The following is a 24,773-nucleotide window of genomic DNA, read 5'->3' as shown; positions in this document are numbered from 1 at the left end:
AGCGGCTGACAGGGCAATTGCCTAGGGGCGAGTGGCTGTCAGCGCTGGTCGGTCAGGCTCTGGGTGCGGTTTTTCTTCACTTGGGCCGGAACGAAATGGCAGGTGAAGGTGCTGCCGTGGCCCAGCACGCTGCTGATCTCCAGGCGCGCACGGTGGCGCAGCAGCACATGCTTGACGATGGCCAGGCCCAGGCCGGTGCCGCCGGTGTTGGAGTTGCGGCTCGAATCCACCCGGTAGAAGCGTTCGGTGAGGCGCGGCAGGTGCTTGTTGTCGATGCCGATCCCCGAGTCCTGCACGCTCAGGTGCGCGCCCTGTTCGTCGCCCCACCAGCGAATGCGGATATTGCCTTCGGCCGGGGTGTATTTCACTGCGTTGAACACCAGGTTGGAGAAGGCGCTGCGCAGCTCCGCCTCGCTGCCCTTGAGTTGTACCGAGGCATCGGCTTCCAGGGTGATGCGCTGGTTGCGTTCCCCGGACAGCGCCTGGGCGTCGCTCTTGATCGATTGCAGCAGCACGTCGATGGGCACTGGCTGGTTGTCCGACGGGTAGTCCGTGGCCTCCAGCTTGGCCAGCAACAGCAGGTCGTTGAGCAAGGTCTGCATGCGTCCGCCTTGCTGCTGCATCTGCTGCAGGGCGCGGCTCCAGCGCGGGTTCACTTCCTCGACGTTGTCCAGCAGGGTCTCCAGGTAGCCGCAGATCACCGTCAGCGGTGTGCGCAGCTCGTGGGAGACGTTGGCGATGAAGTCCTTGCGCATCTGTTCCAGCTGGTGGATGCGGGTTACGTCGCGCACCAGCATCAGGTGCTCGTTGTTGCCGTAGCGGGTGATATAGAGCTGGATGCGTACCCGGTCGTTGGCCGGGGAGGGGATTTCCAGCGGCTCGGCGTAGTTGTCCTGCTCGAAGTATTCCTTGAAGCGCGGATGGCGCACTAGGTTGGTCACCGGCTGGCCGCTGTCCTGGGGCGTCTTGAGCCCCAGCAGGGTCTCGGCGGCGCGGTTCCACCATTCCAGGTTGCCGTCGCTGTCGAGCATGATCACCGCGTCCTTAAGGGCCGCGGTGGACTCCTGGACCCGGTCGATCACCGCCTGCAGGCGCCCGCGTACCCGCTGATCGCGGCGTTGCAGGTGGTAGATGCTGTCGAACACCTCGCCCCACAGGCCATAGCCGTCGGGGGGCGCTTCGTCGGGTTGATGCAGGCGCAGCCATTCGTGCAGGCGCAGCAACTGCTTGAGGGTCCAGGCCAGGTAGAGCCCTAAGCCAGCGGCCAGGCTCCAGCCGTAGTAGCCGCTGATCAGGCCCACCAGCAGGCAGCCGGTGATCAACAGCAACATGTGGCGAATCAGGGTGCCATGCCAGTTTTGATTCACTTGAAACACGTCCGTGGAGGGTGGCGCAGCTCCAAGCTGCAAGTGTTGAAGCGGTCACTCATCGGCGTGCCGCTTGTCGCTTGCCGCTGCCGTCAGGCCTTGGTGGAAAAACGATAGCCGGTGCCGCGCACGGTTTGTACCAGATTCTCGTAGGCATCGCCCAGGGCCTTGCGCAGCCGGCGGATATGCACGTCCACGGTGCGTTCCTCGACGTACACATTGCCACCCCAGACCTGGTCCAGCAGCTGGCCACGGGTGTAGGCACGCTCCTGGTGGGTCATGAAGAACTGCAGCAGGCGATATTCGGTAGGGCCCATTTCCGCGGGCTTGCCGTCGATGGTCACCCGGTGGCTGATGGGGTCCAGCAGCAGGCCGCCGACTTCGATTGGCGCCTCGCCATCGGTAGGGCCGGCACGGCGCAGCACGGCCTTTAGGCGGGCCACCAGTTCGCGGGGGGAGAACGGCTTGGTGATGTAGTCGTCGGCGCCGACTTCCAGGCCCTGGATCTTGTTGTCCTCTTCACCCTTGGCGGTGAGCATGATGATCGGGATGTCCCCGGTCAGCTCGTCGCGCTTGAGGCGCCGCGCCAGCTCGATGCCGGAAGTGCCGGGTAGCATCCAGTCCAGCAGGATCAGGTCCGGCTTGCGGTCGACGATGATGGCATGGGCCTGCTGAGAGTTCTCTGCCTCCATGCAGTCATAGCCGGCCATTTCCAACGCAACGGCGATCATTTCGCGAATAGGCGCTTCGTCGTCAACGATCAGAATGCTTCTGCCAACCATGCTTGAACCTCTTGTCATTTAACTGTCTTGCGCCGCATTAGATAACGGAATTATTGCAGTCGTGTGACAGTATTTCAGGTCGCGGGGCGGGGTGCTGCTTCGTGGACTAAGCTTTGAGTCCGATTCCTGACAACCACAAAAGAAGGTTTCCATGACTCTGTTCAAGCAATCGTTGAAAGTCCTGCTGGTAGGCGCTGTCCTGGCCCTGCCGACATTCGCCATGGCCGCCGACCCGGCAATGAGCAAGGACGGCGTGCTGGTAGACCACAAGGGCATGACCCTCTACACCTTTGCCAAGGATGCCGACGGCAAGTCCATGTGCAATGACAAATGCGCTGCCAACTGGCCGCCGCTGATGGCCGAGGGCAGTGACAAGGCCATGGGCAAGTGGACGGTGATCAAGCGTGACGACGGCAAGATGCAGTGGGCCTACGACGGCAAGCCGCTGTATGGCTTCGTGATGGACAAGAAGGCCGGTGACATGACCGGCGAAGGCAAGATGGACGGCGCCTGGAAGGTCGCGAAATCCGACTGACCTCCCGCCGCCCTCCGGGCCATTCGCAGCTTGCGGCAGCGGCTACACCGATCTCTGTAGCCGCTGCCGAGCCCTGGCAAAGCTGCGAAAAGGCCCATAGGGCCTTGCTTGACGGTCTAGCGCAACGCGTAATCCAGCACCACCCCGACAAAGATCGCCAGGCCCGCCCAGTGGTTATGCAGGAAGGCCTTGAAGCACTTCATCCGGTCGCGATCGCGGGTGTACCAGAACTCCCAGGCGAAACACGCCGCCGCCACCGCCAGCCCCAGGTGGAACCAGCCCCCCAGATTGAACCGTGCCCCGGCCAGCAGCAGGCAACCCAGGGACAAGCCCTGCAGGGTGAGAATGATCACCCGGTCGGCATCGCCGAACAGGATCGCCGTGGACTTGACCCCGATTTTCAGGTCATCGTCACGGTCGGTCATGGCGTAGTAAGTGTCGTAGCCCACGGTCCACAGCAGGTTGGCGATGTACAGCAGCCACGCGGTGGCCGGCAGTTCGCCGTTCTGCGCGGTGAAGGTCATCAGGATGCCCCAGGAATACGCCGCCCCCAGTACCACCTGCGGGTAATAGGTGTAGCGCTTCATGAAGGGGTAGCAGGCGGCCAGGGCCAGGGCGCCGAACGACAGCCAGACCGTGGTGGCGTTGGTGCACAGCACCAGCAGGAAGGCGGCGCCCATCAGCACCGCGAACAGTATCAGGGCCTCCTTGGCGCTGACTTTGCCGGTGGCCAGGGGCCGCTGGTCGGTGCGCTTGACCTGGCCGTCCACCTTGCGGTCGGCGAAGTCGTTGATGGCGCAGCCGCCGGCGCGGGTCAGCACCACCCCGAAGGTGAAGATCAGCACATGGCTCAGGGACGGCTGGCCCTCGGCGGCGATCCACAGCGCCACCAGGGTTGGCCATAGCAGCAGATAGATGCCGATGGGCTTGTCCATGCGCGCCAGTTGCAGGAAGTCCCAGGCCCGCGGGTGCAGGCGATTGAGGGATTTGAGCAGGCTCAGGTACATCAGCAGGCCTCCGGTCGGGCGTCTATGGCGGTCCACAGGCTGGGCAGGAAGATTTCCGCCACCAGCAGGCTCAGGGGGCCGCGGTCAAAGCGTGAGCGACGGCCCCACAGGCCGTTGTCGGCAACGGCAGCGGGCAGCCAGTGCCGGGGGTAGCGGCAGACTTCGATGGGCTGGCGGGTAAAGGCCTGGTCGCAGAACAGCAACTCGCCCAGGGAGCGGCTGCCCAGTTCGTCGATATTCAGGCCGCCTTCGAGCAGGGCGCTGCGGGCGGCGACGCTACGGGCGAACACCCAGGCCTGGCCGTGCCCGCGCAAGTACACCTCGCGCACCCAGCCTTCGCTCTGTTCGGGCAGGCCCAGGGCGGCGCATTCGTCGTTGCGCAGGGTTTGCCACTCTTGCACCAGCGGGGTGACGCTGAAGGCGTTGTGGGACAGCCGGGTCAGGCGCCGGGTCAGCGACCCTTCATCGAACAGCCAGTTGGCAACGGCTGTGCCGGGGAAGGGGGACAAACGGCTTTGCACCAGCCAGGTGGGGGCCGGGGCGGGGGGCATTGAGTGCGGCACAGTGGGTCAGTATTGGCAGCAAATGAGGCGGCGAGCTTAGCATGGCGATTGCCGGTTTTGATTGATCCAGGACGCCCGGCGGCACGAACGTGCTTGCATCTGCCGGTAGTGATCAGTAAAAAACCCCAGTGCCGGACGCTGATCAGCGTGGCCTTCTAGAGTCGATCCATCGACCGACCCACCGGCGAAGCCTGAACCCTTGAGGAAATGCATCAATGAAAAAGTGGCAATGTGTGGTCTGCGGCCTGATTTACAACGAAGCGGAAGGCTGGCCGGACGACGGTATTTTGCCGGGTACCCGTTGGGAAGATGTACCCGCGGACTGGCTCTGCCCGGACTGCGGCGTGGGCAAGATGGATTTCGAAATGATCGAGATCGCTTGATCGACTTTTGTGGCTTGAACAACCAATAACAAGGAGCAGGGAATGAGCGCACCGGTAGTGATCGTGGGGACGGGCCTGGCGGGTTACAACCTGGCCCGGGAGTTTCGCAAGCTCGACAGCGAGACGCCGCTGCTGTTGATCACTGCCGACGATGGCCGTTCCTACTCCAAGCCGATGCTGTCCACCGGCTTCGGCAAGAACAAGGACGCCGACGGCCTGAGCATGGCCGAGCCCGGCGCCATGGCCGAGCAGCTCAGGGCCGAGGTCCGCACCCACACCCGTATCAGCGGCATCGACCCGGGCCACAAGCGCCTGTGGATCGGCGAGGAAGCGGTGGCCTATCGCGACCTGATCCTGGCCTGGGGCGCGGAAACCGTGCGGGTGCCGGTGCAGGGCGACGCATCCGAGCTGATTTTCCCCATCAATGACCTGGAAGACTACGCGCGCTTTCGCAGCGCCGCGGCCGGCAAGCGTCGGGTGCTGCTGCTGGGCGCCGGGCTGATCGGCTGCGAGTTCGCCAATGACCTGATCCTCGGCGGCTACAGCGTGGACCTGGTGGCACCTTGCGAGCAGGTGATGCCGACCCTGTTGCACCCGGCCGCTGCGGCGGCGGTCCAGGCCGGGCTGGAGAGCCTGGGCGCGCGCTTCCACCTGGGCCCGGTGCTCAACCGCCTTCAGCGCAGCGCCGACGGTCTGGAAGCCCACCTGTCCGATGGCCAGGTGATCGCCTGCGACCTGGTGGTCTCGGCCATCGGCCTGCGCCCGCGCATCGACCTGGCGGCTGCCGCCGGGCTGGTGGTCAATCGCGGAGTGGTGGTGGACCGCGAGCTGAAAACCTCCCACGCCAATATCTACGCCCTGGGCGATTGCGCCGAGGTCGACGGTCTCAACCTGCTGTACGTGATGCCGCTGATGAGCTGCGCCCGGGCGCTGGCGCAGACCCTGGCGGGCAAGCCGACGGCGGTCAGCTACGGGCCGATGCCGATCACCGTCAAGACTCCGGTCTGCCCCCTGGTGGTGTCGCCGCCGCCCCGTGGCGCCGAAGGCGTATGGACTGCAGAAGGGCAGGGGGCCGACATCAAGGTCCTGTGCCGCAACGCCGAAGGCCAGTTGCTGGGCTACGCCCTGACCGGGGCCGCGGTGATGGAAAAACTGGCCCTGAACAAGGAACTTCCTGCGTTGCTGGCTTAAATACCGGTCGTTCTGTCGGAATAACCCGGTTCTTGCCCTCACAAAGGTCGCGGGGAGACTGGCGCCACTCTCAAGCGCGTGCCATCCTCACACCCGTCTGCCGCAGCGTAGAGCCTGCGGCGCCTTGGGCGCTGTTCCCGTGAACAGCACGGACATAACAACAAAAAACCGTCAAAGAGGCTTCACACTATGCGTAAACCAGAACTCGCCGCAGCCATTGCTGAAAAAGCGGACCTGACCAAAGAGCAGGCCAATCGCGTGCTCAACGCCATTCTTGAAGAGATCACCGGGGCTCTGCACCGCAAAGACAGCGTCACCCTGGTTGGTTTTGGCACCTTCCTGCAACGCCACCGTGGCGCCCGCACCGGCAAGAACCCGCAGACCGGCGAGCCGGTAAAGATCAAGGCCAGCAACACCGTGGCATTCAAACCGGGCAAGTCGCTGAAAGACAGCGTCAACCCATAAGCATTGAGCGGGCTCCCGGCAGCGGGAGCACGCAGGGGAAATAGGCACGCCGAGCGCATCGGGTGCCTATTTTTTTGCCTGCCGTTTGCCCGCAGATGTTCTTGCGAAGCCGCTTTGGCGTGGCTAGGATGCGCGATCGTTCGATTTTTGATCTAAGGCCAAGGATGACCCGCCCCACTGACAGCCCCCTTTCATGGGCCGCCCTGCTGCACGGCCTGGCAAGCCCCGGTTTAGTTGCCCTGGTCGTGGGCTGCCTGTTCAGCCTTGGCCTGTCATCGGCCGCTGCCGGCAACGACTCGCGACTGGAGCAGATCGGCTATCGCGAGGCCCTCAGCTGGTTCCACAGCCAGAAATACGACAGTTCCGGCGCCTGGCTCTGCGGCTATTCCCTGGCCCGCGAGGACTACAGCGTGGCGCCCAGGGCTCCGCGCCTGCTGGTGGAAGTGGACCAGCGCTTTCTTTACCTCAAGACCGCCGGCCAGCTGGTGGAACTCACCGGCGCCGCCCAGGGCCCGGAACGCAGCGAGTACCAGAACACCGGCGCTCATATCCGGGTCACCCTGAACATCCTCAAGCGCAACAATTTCAGCGAGTACCAGGAGTCTCACGACCGCCAGGTGCTGGCGCGCATCGAGATGAACGACCAGGTCGAAACCCTCACCCTCAAGGGGCAATCATGCGGTACCTGAACCTGGCAGGCCTGGGCCTGCTGATCGCCTGCGCGGCCCCGCCCGCCCTGGCGGATGAATCGAACCCGGGCAAGGGTTGCTACGGCTACCTCACCGAACTGGTGCGCAGCAGCGATTTTCCCTACCGCGACTTCACCACCCCGGAGCACCTCAAGCTGCTGATCGACCGCGACGATGGCGACCAGCTGAGCCTGCAGCTGTTCTACGAAACCTCCGGCAGCGGGACCATCGGCTGGGTCCGCTACGACGTGCCGCAGCAGGCCCTGTGGAACGTCAGCATCGACCCCGAAGAGCCCCAGGCCCTCAAGTTCGATCAAGGCTTCGCCCGTGCCTACGCGTCCTGCCTGGAAGCGCGTTGAGGGGCCACGGCCGCTGCGCAGAGTTGCCGAGTGGTTCCTTGATTGTTGCCGGCCGTTGCCTGAATATTTGCCACTCTCCGAATCACCCTTTCAGCATGGAACGCCAAACTCTTGTCCACCTACCGCATTCAAGAAGCCGATCTCGATATTCCTGACGCCTGGCAGGACCAGAGCATCAATATCTTCAAGCTGCCAGCCGTTGGCGGTGCCCAGGAAGCCAGCTTCGTCATCAGCCGCGACCCGAGCCAGGGCGACGCCGCCTTTGCCGATTATGTCGCCGCGCAGCTGAAGGCTGCCGAGCAGCAACTGCCAGGTTTCAACCTGATCAAGCGCTGGGACTTCGACATGCAAGGCCATGCCGCCGTGCTGCTGGACTACAGCTGGAAACGCGAAGGGCGCGAGCTGATGCTGCGCCAGGTCTTCATCGAGCGTAAGCCGGCCGTGCTGATCACCACCCTGACCACCACGGTCAACGACCTGGTGCATCATGAGCCGGCCTGGAAACAGGCCATGCAGAGCCTCAAGCCGCAGCCTTCGAAAGCCTGATCGGTCAACCTGCCCTGAGGCGCATTGCCCGGTAGCCGAACTCTTGGAACCGCATGAAGTTCAACGATCTGTTCGTCAGTCGCGAGGAGATGTTCTCGATGGGCATCGAGGAATCCACCGGCCAGTACTACCTGACCTTTCCGGTGAGCCTTGGGGTGGTCGACTACGAGGAGTACTACGCCATCGAGCGCGCGACCTTCGAACTGTTCGAACAGGATCTGCAGGCCGCGCTGGCGTTCGTCAGCCGCGCCAGAAAGCGCGAGCTGGACGCGTTGCTGATCATCAAGCCGGGCAAGAATCGCGGCTCGGCGATTTGACCCGGCCTCCAGCAGGCGCTCAGTTCAGTGCTGCCAGTAGTTGCTTGTTGAACGACTCTTTCAGGTCCTGATGACCGGTGTAGCCCAGGGTCTGCTCGCTCATGATCTTCGCTAGCGTTTCGTCGTCCGGTTTGATTTTGTTGGTTTTCAAGGCGATAAAAATCAGTGGGACCGGATAGGAGTAATACTTTGGCCTGTCTATGACATCGCTCACCAGCGCGGGGCTGACGTTGAAGAGGTTGAACAGAATAGGCAGGTGAACATCCTGGAGCTGGCGCAGAATCACCTGGCAGGTATTTTCAATACCTTGCTCTGTCACGGGCAGTAGCGGGCAGGCAGCTTTTTCACTGACCGTCGACAAGCTGTAGATAAATTTCGGATTGGCCAGGTTGGACGGGTAGGGCGGGTTTATCTGGTCGATCTCGGCCTGTAGGGCCGGGTGTTCGACGAAGAAGAGGATTTCGTAGGCGCGGGTGTTGGCCAGGTATTCGAAATGCAGGGTTGCCACGGCGCCCGATTCTTTCTGTGCAACCACCACTTTGTTCTTGGTGACTTTTACTCCGGGGTAACCCGAGAGCTCGCTCTTCAAAAAAAGCTGGAGTGCCTTTTCAAAGTTGCTGCGCAATTCCTTGGTGTCTGCTTTCATTTCTCGATTACTCGTTCAATAGCGAAGAAGCCAGAAGGTGGCCGAATGCTGTGCGCCATTGCCACCGAACTGGGTACCTCTGGCGGTTTTGGTCGCAACTTCGAACTGGCCCTGGGTAGCGCCCGACGGTTTGATCAGGCCACCGCCCAGGCCACCGTTCGTATTGGCCGGATTGCTCATGTCGAACATTCCCGATCCCTGTTGGTTCTTGGTCAGTTTGCCGCTGCCATTTTTGACTTCGAACACGTGGTAGTTACCGGCTTTGTCCTTGGCGATGATATCTGCCCTGATGCGATAGGACTTCTGGGTGACAGGGTGTTTGACCTTCATGGTCAATTCTTCACCTACCACAGTGAAACCGTTCCTCTCGAGGTCAGCTTTGGCTTTTGTAGTGCCCCTTCTGCCGCTGTAGGCCGATTTGCAGATCCAGCCCAGCGGATCGATCCAACCGATTGGGTTGGGAGCGTACTGATAAAGGTTCAAGCCTCCGGCCAGGCCGATGGGGTCCGGCGTGGTGAAGCGCCCGATATCCGGGTCGTAGAAACGGAACGTGTTGAAGTGCAATCCAGTCTCGCGGTCCAGGTACTGGCCCTGGAACCTGAGATTCTGTTCCTCGATGTAGTAGGGCTCGCGTATTTCTTCGACAGTGTTGCCCCAGACCTGATAGCGGGCCTGCCAGACGCTATGGCCGTCAGGCTCGCAAAGCTGTTGAGGCAGGCCATTCAGGTCGTTGTGGTAGTAGCGGATCTTCTGCTGCGCGCCGAGGCCGTCGACCCGCGCCAGGGGCGCATGTCCCAGGTCTTCATAGACATAGAGGCTGGTCTGTTGATTACGCTGTTCCTGCAGCAGCCGCAGGCCATCCCAGACGAATCGCGTTTCACCCAGAAGGTTGCCCTGGCTGTCGTACTCGCTCTTGCTGATGCGGCGACCCAAGACGTCGTAGCGCATCCTGACCAGGGTTTCGCCGCTGGAGGTCTGATTGCGCACTTCGATCAACCGGTGTTCGGCGTCGTAGGCAAAACGTTGCACGCCTCGCCGACCACTGCGTTTTTCAATCATTCGCCCGAAGGCATCATAGCGGTAGCGCTTGTCCTGGTAGGTCAGCAATTTGTTGTGCACCACCAGCCCGGCGCCCGTCTTCGGGCCATCAAGCAAATTGGCGGCGGCGTCATAGGCGAAGGTTTCTTTCTGGCCCTGCAGGCCGTCCTGGCTGGCAATGATTCGCCCGGTCGCGTCGTAATGGAACAGTTGCCGATGTTGCCCGGTGGCATGTCGCTCGGCCAGGCCCACCAGATTATCGCTATCGTCGTACTCCAGGTGTCGCTCCGGGGCTGTTGGCAAGGTGTTTGCCAGCAGGCTGGAATGCTGCAGGCGTGCGCGCAGGCGGCCACAACGGTCGTATTCGCTGCGAGTGCTGATCTGACCCTGGGTACGCAGCATCTCACGGTGCAGGCGGTCACGTTGAAAGTCGCTGACTACCTGGCCATCGAGATTGATCTGGTGCAGATGGCCGCTGCCGTAATAGAGCCGGTTGAGCCAACGCTTGTCCGGTAGCTGGGTCTGAGTCAAATTGCCCAGTTCGTCGTATCGATGGATCAGGCTGCCGGCCACGGTGTGTTCTTCGAGTAATTGGCCCAGGGCGTCGTAGCTGAAACTCAGTGCCTGCTGGTTGCCGAGGTTGTCGGTAAAGCTGGCGGCGGTCAGTTGGTTCAAGGGGTCGTAGGTGTATTGGCTGCGGCCATCGTCTGTGATTTTGGCCAGCAGCCGTCCCACGGCATCGCGCTCGAACCGGTGGATGATCGGCGCGATAGGTTGCACGGGCACGGCGCTCAGCCCGGTGCCATAAGGGGCGGGGTGGGACTGGAGTTCGACGACGTTGTTCAGCAGGTCATAGCCATAGCGTTTGGCACTGCCGTCGAGGTCCTGCTGTTCGCTCAAGCGGTTGCCGGCGTCCCAGGCAAAGCGATAGCTTTCGCCGTTCTCGTTGGTGAGCGCCAGCAGCCGTCCGTACGCGTCATAGTCGAACCGGACCTGTCGGCCGTGAGCGTCGATGCGCTGGCGTATCTGCCCGCGCCGGTTGTACTGGTAGAGCGTGGTGTAGCCGGAAGGGTCGGTGTAGCCCTGTAGCTGACCGTTGCTGCTGCGTTGAAAATGCTCGGCGCGCCCATCGGCCAGTTGACTGCTCAGCAACCGTCCCTGGCAGTCGTAATGGAACCGGGTGTGCTCGCCATGGGCATCGATGATGGCTTTCACGTTGCCGCGTCGATCGTATTCGAAGCGGGTTGGATAGCCCGAGCAGTCCAGGTGTTCAAGCAGTTGCCCGGACGAGTTCCAGCGCATCTTCCGGCTTCTTCCCGCGGCATCGATGATCTCCACCACCTGGCCGTGCGCGTCATGGCGGTACTGGGTCACCTGGCCCAGCGGGTCTACTTCGGCGATACAGTTGCCCCGGGGATCGTAGCGCAGGTGCCAGCTTTCTCCGGCGGGATCGGTCAGGGTCTGTGGCAGCGACCAGTGCTCCAGCCACAAGGTCGAATGGCTGTGCCCCAGAGGATCGGTCTCGGCTATCAGGTTGCCGGTTTCGTCGTAGCTATAGGCATAGCGCCCTCCCAAGGGGTCGGTGGCGCTGAGCAGTTGGCGCTCATCGTTCCACTCGAAGGCCCATGTCTGGTTGAGGTTGTCGGTGTACTCGACGATCTGCAACTGGCTGTTCCAGCGGCGGCGGCTGAGGCGTTGCAGGCTGTCGGTGACCTGGGTGATTCCCGCCTCCAGATCATAGTCGTACTGATAGCTATCGCCTTCGTCGGTCCAGTGACGGGTCACTCGCCACTGCTGGTCGGCAAATTGTGTCCATTGATAGAAGCAGCGCAGCCCGGTGGCCAATTGATGTTCGGTCATCCGGTGGCCGGCGTCATAAGCGAAGCGACGCTGTACCTGGCCTTCGCTATCGCGCACCTGTGCCAGGTCTCCTGCCGCATCGTAGTCGTAGCTGACCAGCACTTCCCGTTGCTGGTCGGGGTACAGCCGTTCGACCTGGGCAATCCGACCGGGCCAGAGCGTGCTGTAGCTCAGTTCGAGCTGCGCCTGTTCAAAGGTGTCACGCAGCAGCCAGAGGCGTCCGGACGAGTCGTACTCCAGGTGCAGACGGTTGTCGTTGCGGTCCCCCAGCTGGCTCAGGCGCAGCCGCGAGGAGTCGCCCGGCAGCGGCTCGAACAGACGGTAGATACCGTCGCTGCTTTCGATCAGCAACTGTCCGTTCTCGTTGCGTCGCACGCTCAAGCCTTCACCGGGGCTGAAGGCTCCTGCACCCAGGGCAATGGAGCCCATGTCGATGCGGCGTCCTTGCTCATCAATGTAGAGCAGGCGCTCGCCCCCTTCGGGGTGGGGCTCGATCTGGACGCTGATCTCGTAAGGCAAGCTCCAGCCGGCCCCGAGCAGGCCGTCACGACGTTCGTCGCGGCTGTTGTAGAAGCGTTGCCATTCGATGGGCATCAGCCCGGGCAGGGTGAAATCCAGATCGTCGTCGGCTCCGAGCACCTTGGCCCCGGTGGCTGCATGCACCGGGTGGGTCGAGGCGACGACGGCCTGGGTCAAAGCATTGGTGGCCTGGCTGACGACAAACGAATTGACCCCGGCCATCAGCATGCACGGCAGGTTGCTGAGGAACTTGCCCTTGCCGCCCTTGAGCATCATCAGCACGGTCACCGCCAGGCCCACCCCCGGGGTCTTGCCGCTACGGATCTCGCGCACCACCACCGAGCCACCGCCGATGGTCACGTTCGGGGAGATAGGCCCGGCCGACACTACCTTGGCATCGCAGGTGCTGCGGTCGCCGCTGCGTACTGCCGGCTGGCCGTCGATGCTGACCTTTTCCGAGCCTTCAGCCAGATACTGCACCGGCATCGGCGGGTGCTTGGTGCAGGTCACCAGGTCCAGTTCCTTGGTCTGGGAGCCTGGCGCCGGGGAGGCCACGGTGGGCCGCCACATCTGTGAGAAAAACTCCTTGGCCATGTCGAGGAAACCGGGCCCTTCCTCGGGCGTTGCCGACGGGGTGTCGGTGGCCTCGCCTTCTTCGGCGCCGTCGCCGCTGATCTGTGTCGGCGGTGCGATGCCGGCCGCGCGGGCCGCCGGCTTGTTGTTGGTCAGGACCTTTTTCGAGCCGCTGGCGATGGTGGCCTGGATCGAGGGCGGGAACAGGGCGTTGGCGATGCCCTCGCATAAATTGCTCAGGCCCTTGTCGGCTCCGGTCTTGCTCATGACCACGCCGACGACGACGCCCACCACCAGCCCCAGCACACAGGCGCCGAGGCCGCCGGTGGCCACGGTGATGCCTGCCGCCGCGGCTACTGCCATGGTCGCCAGGGCGCCGATGGCAACGTTGGCCGCCACCTCCAGCACGCCGCCGAGAATGTCGGCCATCATCGAGGTGTGTTCCAGCCCGTCGCCCAGGCGGGCGGCCCACAGTGCGTCAGACATGGCCCTGCCTCAGCCCAGCACCAGGGTGTTCTTGATCTGCGCCCAATGGGCGGCTTCCGCGTCGCCGAGCTTCTGTGCCTTGACGTAGCTCATGGCGAGCATCTGTCGGGTGCCGGGCAGCACCAGGGCCAGCTGGAACTGGAACACCTGTTCTTTGCCCTTGTTGAACTGGCTGCGCAGCTCCAGGCCCTGGATGTCCTGGGCCGGGCCCAGCTGCACCGGTTGCGGAGCCTGGCAGCGCAGGTCCTGGACTTGCTGCTCCAGCCGCTGCAGCTGGCTGGCCAGGTTGCTCTCCAGGGTTTCGCCGTCCCCCAGCAGGCTGCGGCTGACGATCAGCGAAGTGCCTAGGGCCGGGAACTTGAGGATATTGATCGAGGCGTCCTGCAGTTCGCCGGCAGGCAGCTGGAACTGCAATTCATTGAGGCGATAGGTCATGACAAGGGCGTCCGTTCATTAGCCTTTGGGGGCGGAAAAGGGGGCTTTGGCCTTGGCGCTGATGGCGCCCTGCACACCCTGGCCCTCGGTGGTGGTGCCCGGGCCGCCGCCGTTGTTCAGGTGCAGCACGCCACCGGTATTGATCTGGGCATCGGCCGAGGCATGCACGCTGATGTTGACCCCGCACAGGTTGATCTGGCCGCTGGCGTTGAGCTCCAGGATGCTGGCCCCGCATACCAGGCGCAGGCGCTCGCCGACCTCGATCACATAGCTCTGGCCGACGCTGTCGAGCTTCTTCTCGCCGACCCGCAGCTCATCCACGTGCTGAACGATGCGCGTGCGCTTGTTGCCGATGGTCACGTACTCGTCGTGGCCGATGCTCTTGTTGCGGTTGTTGCCCACCGAATGGCTTTCGTTGACCTCGACCACGATGTCCTGGTTGCGCTCGGCGTGGATGTACAGCTGCTCCGCGCCCTTTTTGTCTTCCATGCGGATTTCATTGAAGTTGGCCGGGCTGCCGCCCTTGCTCGAACGGCTCTTCATGCCGCTCTGGGTGGCGTTGGCGGGCAGGTCGTAGGGCACGGTCTGTTCGGCGTTGTAGACCCGGCCGGTGATGATCGGGCGATCGGGATCGCCTTCCAGGAAGCTGACGATGACTTCCTGGCCGATGCGCGGGATCTGCATCGAGCCCCAGTTCTTCCCGGCCCAGGCCTGGGACACGCGAATCCAGCACGAGCTGTTTTCGTTGGACTGGTCGTGGCGGTCCCAGTGGAAGTGCACCTTGACCCGGCCGTACTGGTCGGTCCAGATCTCTTCCCCGGCCGGGCCCACCACTCGCGCGGTCTGCGGGCCCTGGACCATGGGCTTGTGGGTGGTGGCCAGGGGGCGGAAGCTCTGCTGGGCGTCGATGCAGGTCAGGTGGCTCTCGAACTGCGCCGAGCCGCCGCCAGCGCCGCTCTCCAGGCTTTCCTGGACCAGGTAGTAGCGGATGCTGACGATCAGGTATTCGCGGTTCTGGTCCTGGCGGCTGAAGCCGGTGAGGCTGAACAGGTTGCCCACCCCCAACCCCCGGGCGTTGCCGCTGAGCTCGATGCGCTCATGCAGGCTTTGCAGGGCCTCGATACGGGTCTGGGCATAGTGCTCGCCGTCGCTGCTCTGCACGTAGGTGCCGGGGTAGTCGTAGAGCGGGTAGTCGCCGGCGCTGTGGGGCCGCGGCATGGCCGAGCGCACGTCGATCCGGGCGCTGGGGCGCTGGAAATCATAGTCGTTGAGCTCCAGCGAGCCGGGCTGCACCTCCTGGGCCAGGTGCCAGTCGAACATGTGGTCGCGCTCGCGCTGCTGCTCGTCTCGCGGGTAGTAGGGCACCGAGGCGTAGCCGGGCACGCTGCTGTGAGCGCCATAGGCGTCGGCCAGCACCACCACGTGGCGGTCCTTCTCGTGGCGGAAGAAGTAGTAGATACCTTCCTGTTCCATCAGCCGGCTGACGAAATCGAAGCTGGTCTCGCGGTACTGCACGCAGTACTCCCACTCCCGGTAGGGGCGGCTCAGGGCGTCTTCGAAATCGGAAAAGCCCAGGTCGCGGAACACCTGCTTGATGATCTGCGGGATGCTCAGGTTCTGGAAAATCCGGCAGTCGGAGGTGCGACTCAGCAGCCACAGCCAGGGGCGCAGCGTCACCTCGTAGCTGGCGAACTGGCCGGTGTCGATGTTCTGGCTGCAGCGCGCGACGATGCCGTGGAAGTACCGCTGGCCGCCGCCGTCCAGCTGTACGCTGAGGCCCATGGGCTTGCCCAGCAACTGGTTGAGGTCGATGTTGGCGTCACTGGAGGCCAGTTGCAGCTGGTAGTCGAACAGCCGCCCCAGCTCCTCGCCGCCGCCCAGGCTCTTGAGCAGCAGGACGTCCGGGCCCAGGGGGCAGTTGACCTGTGCCAGTCGTGTGGATTGCTGAAATAACATCGTCAGTCTCGTTGAATGCGTGGTGTGCCAGGTCAGCCCCCTGCAGGAGCGAGCGTGCTCGCGAAGGCGCCAGGTCCATCACCGTGGCGGTCGCTTCGCTGGCAAGCCGGCTCCTGCGCAGGGCGTGGGGTCAGGCCGGCTCGCTGAAGTCGTAGTGCAGTTCGTTGTCGCGCTGGCTGATGCGCACCCCGGCCAGGGCGCGGCCTTCGAGCATGCGGTTGAGGAACTCGCGGCTCATGTCCGGCAGCAGGCTGTTGGTCAGGATGGCGTCGATCATCCGCCCGCCGCTTTCGGTCTCGGTGCAGCGCGAGACGATCAGGTCGATGACCTCGTCGTCGAAATCGAAATCCACCTTGTGGGTGCTTTCCACGCGCTTCTTGATCCGCCCCAGTTGCAGGCGGGTGATGGCCTTGAGCATCTCGTCGCTCAGCGGGTAGTAGGGAATGGTCACCAGGCGCCCCAGCAGTGCCGGCGGGAAGATCTCCAGCAGTGGCTGGCGCAGGGCCTTGGCGATTTCCTCCGGCTCGGGCACCGCCTGCGGGTTCTTGCAGACGTTGGCGATCAGCTCGGTGCCGGCGTTGGTGGTGAGCAGGATCAGGGTGTTCTTGAAGTCGATCATGCGGCCTTCGCCGTCTTCCATGACGCCCTTGTCGAATACCTGGAAGAAGATCTCGTGCACGTCCGGGTGGGCCTTTTCCACTTCGTCCAGCAGCACCACGCTGTAGGGCTTGCGCCGTACCGCTTCGGTGAGCACGCCACCTTCGCCGTAGCCGACATAGCCCGGCGGGGCGCCCTTGAGGGTGGACACGGTGTGGGCTTCCTGGAACTCGCTCATGTTGATGGTGATGACGTTCTGCTCACCGCCATACATGGCTTCGGCCAGGGCCAGGGCGGTTTCGGTCTTGCCCACCCCGGAAGTGCCGGCCAGCATGAACACGCCAATCGGCTTGTTCGGGTTGTCGAGGCCTGCGCGGGAGGTCTGGATGCGCTTGGCGATCATCTGCAGGGCGTGGTCCTGGCCGATGATGCGTTTCTTCAGGTGCTGGTCCAGGTTGAGCACGGTTTCCAGCTCGTTGCGGGCCATGCGCCCCACTGGAATGCCGGTCCAGTCGGCGACCACCGAGGCCACGGCCTGGTAGTCCACGGTCGGCAGGATCAGCGGGGTCTCGCCTTGCAGGGTGCTGAGGCGCTGTTGCAGGTCCACCAGTTTTTCCCGCAGGCCGTGGCTGTCGTCGCCGACGTCGCTGTCCACCAGGCCGACGTTTTCCCGCAATTGGGCGCGGGTTGCCAGCAGTTCGTCCACCAGGGTCTTCTCTTGTGCCCAGCGACTTTCCAGCTCGGCCAGGCGCTCGCGCTCGGCAGTCAGGAGGTTCTCGCTGTTGACCTGGCGGTTGCCAATGGCAACGCCGATCGCCTGTTCCCGGGCGATGATCTGCAGCTCGGTTTCCAGGGCCTCGATGCGCCGGCGGCTATCGTCCACCTCGGCCGGCACGGCGTGCAGGCTGATGGCGACGCGGGCGCAAGCGGTATCCAGCAGGCTGACGGATTTATCCGGCAACTGGCGCGCGGGAATGTAGCGATGGGACAGTTTGACCGAGGCCTCCAGGGCTTCGTCGAGGATCTGCACCTGATGGTGCTGTTCCATGGTCGAGGCCACGCCGCGCATCATCAGCAGCGCCTTGTCTTCCGAAGGTTCGGCTACTTGCACCACCTGGAAGCGCCGGGTCAGGGCCGGGTCTTTCTCGATGTGCTTCTTGTACTCGGCCCAGGTGGTGGCGGCCACGGTGCGCAGGGTGCCACGGGCCAGAGCCGGCTTGAGCAGGTTGGCCGCGTCGCCGGTGCCGGCGGCGCCACCGGCGCCCACCAGGGTGTGGGCTTCGTCGATGAACAGGATGATCGGCTTGGGCGAGGCCTGGACGTCCTCGATGACCTGGCGCAGGCGCTGTTCGAACTCGCCCTTCATGCTGGCGCCGGCCTGCAGCAGGCCGACGTCGAGGCTGCGCAGTTCAACGTCCTTGAGCGCCGGCGGCACGTCGCCGGCGACGATGCGCAGGGCGAAACCTTCCACCACCGCGGTCTTGCCCACCCCGGCTTCACCGGTGAGGATCGGGTTGTTCTGCCGGCGGCGCATGAGGATGTCCACCAGTTGGCGGATCTCTTCGTCACGGCCGACAATGGGGTCGAGCTTGCCGCTGCGGGCCTGTTCGGTGAGGTCGACGGTGAAGCGCTTGAGGGCTTCCTGCTTGCCCAGGGCGCTGGGGGCCATGGCGCCGCTGGCTTCGCCGGGCACCGCACCGGCACTGAAGCCGTCGCTGGCGCTCAGGGCGTTTTCCGGCGAGTCGCCGATGTATTCGTCAAAGCGCTCGCACAGGGTCTCGACCTTGATCTTGTCGAACTCGCGGGACAGCCCCAGCAACGCATGGCGCAGGCTCGGGGTCTTGAGGATGCCGATCACCAGGTAGCCGGTGCGCACCTGGCTTTCGCCGAACATCAGGCTGCCGTAGACCCAACCGCGCTCCACCGCCTCCTCGACGTGGGACGACAGGTCGGTGATCGAGGTCGAGCCCCGGGGCAGGCGGTCCAGGGCCTCGGTCAGGTCCTTGGCCAGGCGCGCCGGCTCCAGGTTGAACTGGCGGATGATGCGGTGCAGGTCCGAGTCCGTAAGTTGCAGCAACTGGTGAAACCAGTGGGCCAGTTCCACATAGGGGTTGCCCCGCAATTTGCAGAAGACCGTGGCGGCTTCGATGGCTTTGTAGGCAACGCTGTTGAGTTTGCCGAACAGCGCCGCGCGACTGATTTCACCCATGCTCTGTGCTCCTTGGTGTACGTGAGGTAGTGGCCAGGTCGGCGTAGTGCCGGGCCAGTATTAGATCCTTGGCATCGCTGCCGGGTTGGCCGAGCCAGGTGTTGAAACCCAGGCGCTGGCGGCCGTTGAGTTGCAGCTTGGGCACTTCGTCCTTGAGCAGGACCAGGTTCAGGTCCCAGTCCAGCTCGAAGCCCAGGTATTCGGCGGCCCAGGCCACCAGTTCCTGGAATTGCTGGCCGTCGGGCAGCATCCCCAGGTAGTCGTCCAGTTTCATCGGGCCGAGGCGGATGCGGAACTTGTGCTGGCGGTCCCAGACGTGGCTGCCCAGGCAGAAATCCACCCCCAGCTGATGGGATTGCACCCCGACCCGGCTGCGTTCGGGCAACTCCAGCCACTGGCCGACATATTCCTCGATCTGCACCGGCAGGCCGAAATACTCGCTGATGATCGCCCGCAAGCCGTCCGGGTAGCGGGTCTGGGCCGCCAGGTGGCCGCTGTAATGCAGCTTGGCGGTGTCGGCTATCAGACCCTGCTTGAGCAGGCTGGGCATGCCCCGGCCCGACAGCGCCGCCAGCCGCGCCGACCAGTAGTCGTCGTCCGGGCGATCGTGGCTCACCGTCGGTCGGGCTTCGGCCCAGGCCCGATAGAACAGGCTCAGCAGGCGGTGGTGGAACACATCGAGAAAGCGCTTGCTGGTGCTGTCGGCGTTGTTGCGCTGGCGCTCGCGCACGTATTCGGTGATGTGCAGCGGCAACGGCCCGTTGGGCCCGCCGAGGCCGAAGAAGAACTGCTCCAGGCGGGTCGCGGCGCCGTCGCTGCCGGGGGTGACCGAGGCCAGGGTGGCCGGGGCGAAGCTGCAGTCGGCCTGCTGTCCCAGGCGCAGCGGATCGTCCGCCAGGCGCACGGAGTGACCGAAGCGCGGCAGTTGCGGCGACAGGCATTCGATACGCCGCAGGGCCTGGAAGAAGTCGTACTCCCAAGGCTCGGCGTGCATCGCCGTCAGCGTATTCAAAGAGTCGGACGACGTCCGGGCTTGGCTTTCCATCGCATGATCTCGCCGCGTTCGGTGGTACGGATCACCGTCTCGGTAAAACTGTTGATCGACACATAACGTGCCAGGAAGCGCTCGAATACCGCGCCGAGCAGAAACACCCCGGTGCCGCGGAACGCGTTTTCATCGAACTCCAGGGTGATCTCCAGGCCCCGGCCGAAGACGATCGGCCCGGGCATCGGCAGGCGCCGGGTCACCGCCTTGCTGCTGACTTCCCGCAGGCCCTCGATCTGCAACTGCAGGGCCGCGTCGTTGCTGTCGCCGTACAGCCGCAGCAGTTCGCGCAGGGCCGCCGCGCCCTGGCCCTGTTCGCTCAGGGACAGGTAGTTCAGCGACAGCTGGCTGATCAGACGCCAGGCCTTGCCGTCGTGGGCATGGCTGGGGCGCGGCCGGCTCGGGCCCGCCACGCAGCGGATGGCCTGTACCGGGGCGCTGTCGGCCAGGGTGAAGTCGGTCTTGCCGTTGCCGGTGTTCATGAACAGTGGCAGGTCGCGGTTGGTGCACAGCGCGCTGACCCCGAGCTGGCGCAGGTCGTGGCGATAGGGCGCCTGCTGGCTGTCCACCAGGCTGACGAAGGATTCGCTGCCGATGTAGGTGGAGCGCGGGCCGTTGCGACGCTGGTCGCTGGACAGCACCCGCGGCTCGCGCCGGACGATGTAGTAGGACTGGTCGCGGCCGTAGCGGGATGGATCGCGCACGGCGTAGAACGGCAGGAACGGCTGTTCCGGGCCGGTGCCGTGGCCGCTGATGGCGGTCAGCGAGTGGACCTCGAAATCCATCGGTCGGGTGCGGTCGGCGATCACATGGTGCTCGTTGACCCGGTCGGACAGGTGGATACGGTCCAGGCGCTTGGGAAACAGGTTGATCGCCGGGGTGCAGAAGGGCACGAACTGAGCGGTGCCGACGCTGCCTTCCAGGCTCTGGTCGAAGCGCTCGAAGAGCACGATCAGCTCCAGCTCCTGGCCGGCGCAGCGCTGGACCGCGCGCCCCAGCTGGGCGAATTCGACGAACAGGAAGCGGTTGGGCAGGGCGAAGTATTCCTGCAGCAGGCGGTAGCCCTGGAAGGCCTGGGGCACCACCGGCAGCGCCGCGTCGCGGTCGTCGAAACCGCGCGAGCGCAGGGCGTCCGGGGGCAGGCGCTCGACCCAGTCTCCGCCCGGGGCCCGGGCGAACACCGCGCAGACGTTGCCCAGCAGTTGTTCGTAGAGGCGGAACGGCTGTTCGTCATTGCCGTTCAGGTACAGCGGCAACTCGTCCAGGGCCAGGCTGTTGAACGGCAGTTCGGCGCCGGTGCGCAGGGTCAGGCGCAGCCCGGCCTTGGCCCTGGGCTCGCTGGCGGCCAGGCGCCCGAGCACTGCCGACGGGTTGCCGAAGTATTCGGCCTGGGCCACTTGCAGTGGCCACAGGGTCACCGAGTGCGCGGTGCGGTATTCGCAGCAGGTCTGGGTATCGCGGCCCAGGGCGGCGCGCAGGCTGGTGTCGCGCTCCAGGGTGAAGCCGCTGCTCAGGGAACCTTCGTCGGGATCGGCCTGCAACTGCACCACGGTCATCGACGGGGTCGGTGCCAGGTAGTGCGGGTAGGCGATCTCCAGCAGGTTGTGGGTGAAGGTCGGGTACTCGGCGTCGAGCTTGAGCTGCACCCGGGCAGTCAGGTAGGCGAAGCCCTCCAGCAGGCGCTCGACATAGGGGTCGGCGCAGTCCATGCCCGACAGGGTCAGGCGGCTGGCGATCTTCGGGAATTCCTTGGCGAACTCCGCGGCGCTTTCGCGCACGTGGTGCAGTTCCTGGTTGTACAGCTCCAGCAGGCGCGGGTTCATGAGCGCCTCCGGGAGTCGGCGTGCACTACTCGTACGTGGCCCGATTCCAGGTCCATGTCGGTTTGCAGCAGCAGGCGCAGGGGCATCGGCTGGGCCCAGAGGTCGCCTTCGATCTCGAAGCTCAGGGCGTTGTGGTTCATTTCCCCGGGCGCGGTGCGTGCGCGTACCCGCAGGGTGCTGCGCAGGATGCGCGGCTCAAAGGTGGCGATGGCCTGGTGGATCAGCGCCTCCAGGGCCGGGATATCGATGCTCGAAGCGCTGTACCCGGCCAGGGCCGGCAGGCCGTAGTTGACCACCGAAGTACCGGCGGGGGTGTGCAGGGTGGCGTCGGCTTCCAGCAGGGAAGTGGTGTTGAGCAGCCATGCCAGGTCGCGCAGTACCGAGGCCTTGAGCTGGCTCAGGGACAGCACGCGTTTGTCCGGGCTTTCTTTCAGGTTGCCGGGTTCATCGTCGGTCAGACGATCCAGCAGGGAGGGTTGCAAGCGATCGCGGGCGGCGATGTCGGTTACCAAGGGGTTCGCTCCAGGATCGGATTGCGCAGGCATGACGTCACGAAAAGGGGCATAACCAAAGACTCACGAGGACGCGGTCCTGGCCAACCGTCCTCGCGTTGCGCCAGGCGCAACGCGAGGGCCGGGCCGGTCGCCGCCACAGGGCAGCGACCGAAGCGGATCAGCGCTTGGTGTTGGAGCGGATGTTCCAGCCGTACTTGATCGGGCCGCCGTCCTTGGTGCCGTCGGCTTTCTGCGGCTGGTACTCGACCATCACCTGAGCGAAGTTCAGGGTGATGTTTTCGGTCAGGCGGTCATCGCTGCCCGAACCGCCGGTGCTCAGCGAAGTGATCAGCACTTCTTCCAGGTCGATGATCATGTACTCGACCTGGCTTTCGCCGCCGGCCTTGCGCACGGTCAGGCGCACCTTGTCGATGTGCTTGCCGCTGGAGCAATGCATCATCAGGTTCGGCGATGCCTTGTCCACGTACTTGGTCAGCGACAGGTCCTGGATGTTCACCTTGCCCGCGCCGCCGCCACCGCCAACGTGCATGTTGCCGGACTGGGACATGCCCCAGCTCCAGTTCAACACGTCGATTTCGTCCTTGTGGGCTTTGTCCATGGACTCGCCCTTGATGTCACCGATCTTGATGAAAATATCAACAGCCATGTTTTCTCCCTGTGTGGCACTTGCCACGATGTTGATTCAGCTTCTGTCGCCGCTGCGCGAGGCCCTGGGGACCTCGCGCGGCCTGTGGCTGCGGCCGCAGGTTTGAGTCGGTTATGGGTTAGGCGCCCTTGGCGGACGGCAGTTTGGATACCAGGCGCAACGACACGGTCAGCCCTTCGAGCTGGTAGTGCGGGCGCAGGAAGAACTTCGAGTTGTAGTAGCCGGGGTTGCCTTCGACTTCCTCGACCACCACCTCTGCCGCGGCCAGTGGGTGCTGGGCCTTGGTGGTTTCGGTGGAGTGCGCCGGGTCACCGTCGACGTAGTTGAGGATCCAGTCCTGCAGCCAGCGCTGCATCTCGTCCTTCTCTTTGAAGGAGCCGATCTTGTCGCGCACGATGCACTTCAAGTAGTGAGCGAAGCGGCAAGTGGCGAACAGGTACGGCAGGCGCGCGGCCAGGTTGGCGTTGGCGGTGGCGTCCGGGTCGTCGTATTCGGCCGGCTTCTGCAGCGACTGGGCGCCGATGAAGGCGGCGAAGTCGGTGTTCTTCTTGTGCAGCAGTGGCATGAAGCCGTTCTTCGCCAGTTCCGCTTCACGACGGTCGGAGATGGCGATCTCGGTCGGGCACTTCATGTCCACGCCACCGTCGTCGGTGGGGAAAGTGTGGGCCGGGAGGTTTTCCACCTCGCCACCGGACTCCACGCCGCGAATCCGCGAGCACCAGCCGAAATGCTTGAACGAACGGTTGATGTTCACGGCCATGGCGTAGGCGGCGTTGGCCCAGGTGTACTTGGAGCTGTCGGCGCCGTCGGTGTTTTCCTCGAAGGCGAAGGCTTCCACCGGGTCGGTCTTGGCACCGTATGGCAGGCGCGCCAGGAAGCGCGGCATGGTCAGGCCGATGTAGCGCGAGTCTTCCGATTCACGCAGCGAGCGCCAGCCGGCGTATTCCGGGGTGGTGAAGATCTTGGTCAGGTCGCGCGGGTTCGACAGTTCCTGCCACGAGCCCATGCCCATCACGGTCGGCGAAGCCGCGGCGATGAACGGCGAGTGCATGGCGGCGCAAACCTTGGACAGCTCGCCCAGCAGCTCGACATCCGGTGGCGACTGGTCGAAGTAGTAGTCGCCCACCAGGCAGCCGTAAGGCTCGCCGCCGAACTGGCCGTATTCCTCTTCGTACATCTTCTTGAAGAGCGGGCTCTGGTCCCAGGCCGTGCCCTTGAATTTCTTCAGGGTCTTGTGCAGCTCCGGCTTGGAGATGTTGAGCACGCGGATCTTGAGCTGCTCGTCGGTCTCGGTGTTGTTCACCAGGTAGTGCAGGCCGCGCCAGGCGCTTTCCAGCTTCTGGAATTCCGGGTGATGGATCACCTGGTTGACCTGGGCGGTGAGCTTGGCGTCGATGGCGGCGATGATCGACTCGATCGACTTGATGGCGTCGTTGGACACCAGGTCGGTCTGCGCCAGGGCCTGTTCGGCCAGGGTCCGCACCGCGGTTTCCACGGCTTCGCGAGCACGCTCGGTCTTGGGCTTGAATTCCTGCAGCAGCAGCGATGCGAATTCGCTGGCCTGCTCGGTGGCGCCGGGTTGCGCCTGATTGTCACGCATCAATTCGGTCATGATCGTTGGTCCTGATTTACGCGTTCGGCTCGGAGTCAGCAGGCTTTGGCGCACTGGCCAGGGCCTGGAGCAACGCCGGATCCTTGATGGCTTTCATGATGATTTCTTCGGCGCCGGTCTTGCCGTCCATGTAGGTCAGCAGGTTGGCCAGCTGGGTGCGGGCTTCCAGCAACTGGTTCAACGAATCGACCTTGCGCGCCACGGCCGCCGGGCTGAAGTCGTCCATGCTCTCGAAGGTGATGTCCAGGCTCAGGTTGCCTTCGCCGGTCAGTTCGTTGGGCACGTGGAAGGCCACCCGAGGCTGCATGGCCTTGAGGCGCGAGTCGAAGTTATCGACGTCGATTTCCAGGAACTTGCGATCGGCCACGGCCGCCAGGGGCTCCACGGGCTTGCCGGCGAGGTCGGCCATCACGCCCATGACGAAGGGCAGCTGGACCTTTTTCTCGGCGCCGTAGAGTTCGACGTCGTACTCGATCTGCACCCGGGGCGCGCGGTTGCGCGCGATGAACTTTTGAGAACTTTGCTTCGCCACGTTGTGCTCCTGGTCGCTGCTGCGACGGTGTTGGCGTCGGTCGGTGGTTGCCGCTGACGATACTGCTCGGTTGTTCC

23 protein-coding genes are annotated in these 24,773 nt (G+C 64.0%); 8 read left to right on the top strand and 15 right to left on the bottom strand.

Going from position 1 to position 24,773, the window contains the following annotated elements; translation table 11 throughout:
• Window positions 1–38: 38 nt before the first annotated feature.
• A complete protein-coding gene (phoR, locus tag M2395_RS25605; protein ID WP_233447088.1) occupies window positions 39–1,331 on the bottom strand; it encodes a phosphate regulon sensor histidine kinase PhoR in 1,293 nt (430 codons plus the stop codon).
• A gap of 128 nt (window positions 1,332–1,459) precedes the next feature.
• Window positions 1,460–2,149, bottom strand: coding sequence for a phosphate regulon transcriptional regulator PhoB (phoB, locus tag M2395_RS25600; protein WP_003177195.1), 690 nt, complete (start codon window positions 2,147–2,149; stop codon window positions 1,460–1,462).
• Window positions 2,150–2,300: 151 nt separating this feature from the next.
• On the opposite strand from phoB, the gene M2395_RS25595 reads away from it, so the two are divergent.
• Window positions 2,301–2,684: a hypothetical protein gene (locus M2395_RS25595; protein WP_011064274.1), complete on the top strand. Its 384-nt coding sequence runs from the start codon at window positions 2,301–2,303 to the stop codon at window positions 2,682–2,684.
• A 116-nt stretch (window positions 2,685–2,800) separates the two neighbouring features.
• Here M2395_RS25595 and ubiA read toward each other — a convergent pair whose 3' ends face one another.
• Together ubiA and M2395_RS25585 are read right to left on the bottom strand one after the other, a co-directional pair.
• Window positions 2,801–3,691, bottom strand: coding sequence for a 4-hydroxybenzoate octaprenyltransferase (gene ubiA / locus M2395_RS25590; RefSeq protein ID WP_011064273.1), 891 nt, complete (start codon window positions 3,689–3,691; stop codon window positions 2,801–2,803).
• On the bottom strand, window positions 3,691–4,254 hold the full coding sequence (locus tag M2395_RS25585; protein ID WP_123431120.1) for a chorismate lyase: 564 nt from the start codon (window positions 4,252–4,254) through the stop codon (window positions 3,691–3,693). The genes ubiA and M2395_RS25585 overlap by 1 nt, the downstream gene beginning before the upstream one ends.
• 215 nt (window positions 4,255–4,469) lie before the next feature.
• On the opposite strand from M2395_RS25585, the gene M2395_RS25580 reads away from it, so the two are divergent.
• The 7 genes from M2395_RS25580 (at window position 4,470) to M2395_RS25550 (ending at window position 8,204) form a co-directional block, all read left to right on the top strand.
• A complete protein-coding gene (locus tag M2395_RS25580) occupies window positions 4,470–4,637 on the top strand; it encodes a rubredoxin (protein WP_011064271.1) in 168 nt (55 codons plus the stop codon).
• 42 nt (window positions 4,638–4,679) lie between these two features.
• On the top strand, window positions 4,680–5,828 hold the full coding sequence (locus M2395_RS25575; RefSeq protein ID WP_015637492.1) for an NAD(P)/FAD-dependent oxidoreductase: 1,149 nt from the start codon (window positions 4,680–4,682) through the stop codon (window positions 5,826–5,828).
• A gap of 189 nt (window positions 5,829–6,017) precedes the next feature.
• Window positions 6,018–6,293 carry an HU family DNA-binding protein gene (locus M2395_RS25570; RefSeq protein WP_011064269.1) on the top strand — a complete coding sequence of 92 codons (276 nt, stop codon included), beginning with the start codon at window positions 6,018–6,020 and terminating at the stop codon, window positions 6,291–6,293.
• A gap of 164 nt (window positions 6,294–6,457) precedes the next feature.
• The gene (locus tag M2395_RS25565; protein WP_041752690.1) at window positions 6,458–6,982 is read left to right on the top strand and encodes a hypothetical protein; all 525 of its coding nucleotides are present in this window, start codon (window positions 6,458–6,460) and stop codon (window positions 6,980–6,982) included.
• Entirely contained in the window at window positions 6,970–7,341 is a 372-nt protein-coding gene (locus M2395_RS25560; RefSeq protein WP_053160459.1) for a hypothetical protein, read from the top strand. Before M2395_RS25565 ends, M2395_RS25560 begins: the two co-directional genes overlap by 13 nt.
• 111 nt (window positions 7,342–7,452) lie before the next feature.
• Window positions 7,453–7,887 (top strand): DcrB-related protein, encoded by a 435-nt coding sequence (locus M2395_RS25555; protein ID WP_015637489.1) that lies wholly within the window; start codon window positions 7,453–7,455, stop codon window positions 7,885–7,887.
• Between the two features lie 53 nt (window positions 7,888–7,940).
• Window positions 7,941–8,204 (top strand): hypothetical protein, encoded by a 264-nt coding sequence (locus M2395_RS25550; protein ID WP_041120412.1) that lies wholly within the window; start codon window positions 7,941–7,943, stop codon window positions 8,202–8,204.
• Window positions 8,205–8,223: 19 nt separating this feature from the next.
• On the opposite strand, the gene M2395_RS25545 is transcribed toward M2395_RS25550, so the two are convergent.
• The 11 genes from M2395_RS25545 to tssB form a co-directional block, all read right to left on the bottom strand.
• Window positions 8,224–8,850 (bottom strand): hypothetical protein, encoded by a 627-nt coding sequence (locus M2395_RS25545; protein ID WP_123431119.1) that lies wholly within the window; start codon window positions 8,848–8,850, stop codon window positions 8,224–8,226.
• A gap of 15 nt (window positions 8,851–8,865) precedes the next feature.
• On the bottom strand, window positions 8,866–13,326 hold the full coding sequence (locus M2395_RS25540) for an RHS repeat-associated core domain-containing protein (RefSeq protein WP_123431118.1): 4,461 nt from the start codon (window positions 13,324–13,326) through the stop codon (window positions 8,866–8,868).
• A gap of 9 nt (window positions 13,327–13,335) precedes the next feature.
• Entirely contained in the window at window positions 13,336–13,761 is a 426-nt protein-coding gene (locus M2395_RS25535; protein ID WP_011064263.1) for a DcrB-related protein, read from the bottom strand.
• Window positions 13,762–13,779: 18 nt separating this feature from the next.
• A complete protein-coding gene (locus M2395_RS25530; protein WP_011064262.1) occupies window positions 13,780–15,717 on the bottom strand; it encodes a type VI secretion system Vgr family protein in 1,938 nt (645 codons plus the stop codon).
• Window positions 15,718–15,847: 130 nt separating this feature from the next.
• Window positions 15,848–18,523, bottom strand: coding sequence for a type VI secretion system ATPase TssH (gene tssH / locus M2395_RS25525; protein WP_011064261.1), 2,676 nt, complete (start codon window positions 18,521–18,523; stop codon window positions 15,848–15,850).
• Window positions 18,516–19,568, bottom strand: coding sequence for a type VI secretion system baseplate subunit TssG (tssG, locus tag M2395_RS25520; RefSeq protein WP_011064260.1), 1,053 nt, complete (start codon window positions 19,566–19,568; stop codon window positions 18,516–18,518). Before tssG ends, tssH begins: the two co-directional genes overlap by 8 nt.
• Window positions 19,532–21,391: a type VI secretion system baseplate subunit TssF gene (tssF, locus tag M2395_RS25515; RefSeq protein ID WP_123431117.1), complete on the bottom strand. Its 1,860-nt coding sequence runs from the start codon at window positions 21,389–21,391 to the stop codon at window positions 19,532–19,534. The genes tssG and tssF overlap by 37 nt, the downstream gene beginning before the upstream one ends.
• Entirely contained in the window at window positions 21,388–21,903 is a 516-nt protein-coding gene (gene tssE / locus M2395_RS25510; RefSeq protein ID WP_011064258.1) for a type VI secretion system baseplate subunit TssE, read from the bottom strand. The genes tssF and tssE overlap by 4 nt, the downstream gene beginning before the upstream one ends.
• A 160-nt stretch (window positions 21,904–22,063) precedes the next feature.
• Window positions 22,064–22,552: a type VI secretion system tube protein Hcp gene (locus M2395_RS25505; protein ID WP_011064257.1), complete on the bottom strand. Its 489-nt coding sequence runs from the start codon at window positions 22,550–22,552 to the stop codon at window positions 22,064–22,066.
• 118 nt (window positions 22,553–22,670) lie between these two features.
• Window positions 22,671–24,164, bottom strand: a complete 1,494-nt coding sequence (gene tssC / locus M2395_RS25500; RefSeq protein WP_011064256.1) for a type VI secretion system contractile sheath large subunit — start codon at window positions 24,162–24,164, stop codon at window positions 22,671–22,673.
• A 16-nt stretch (window positions 24,165–24,180) separates the two neighbouring features.
• On the bottom strand, window positions 24,181–24,696 hold the full coding sequence (tssB, locus tag M2395_RS25495) for a type VI secretion system contractile sheath small subunit (RefSeq protein WP_011064255.1): 516 nt from the start codon (window positions 24,694–24,696) through the stop codon (window positions 24,181–24,183).
• Window positions 24,697–24,773: the final 77 nt, after the last annotated feature.

Origin of the sequence: Pseudomonas sp. BIGb0176 (assembly GCF_024810175.1) — a bacterium.
Taxonomy (GTDB): Bacteria; Pseudomonadota; Gammaproteobacteria; order Pseudomonadales; family Pseudomonadaceae; genus Aquipseudomonas; species Aquipseudomonas protegens.
Note: the sequence above shows the minus strand (reverse complement) of the source record. Positions and strands in the feature narration are given on the sequence as shown.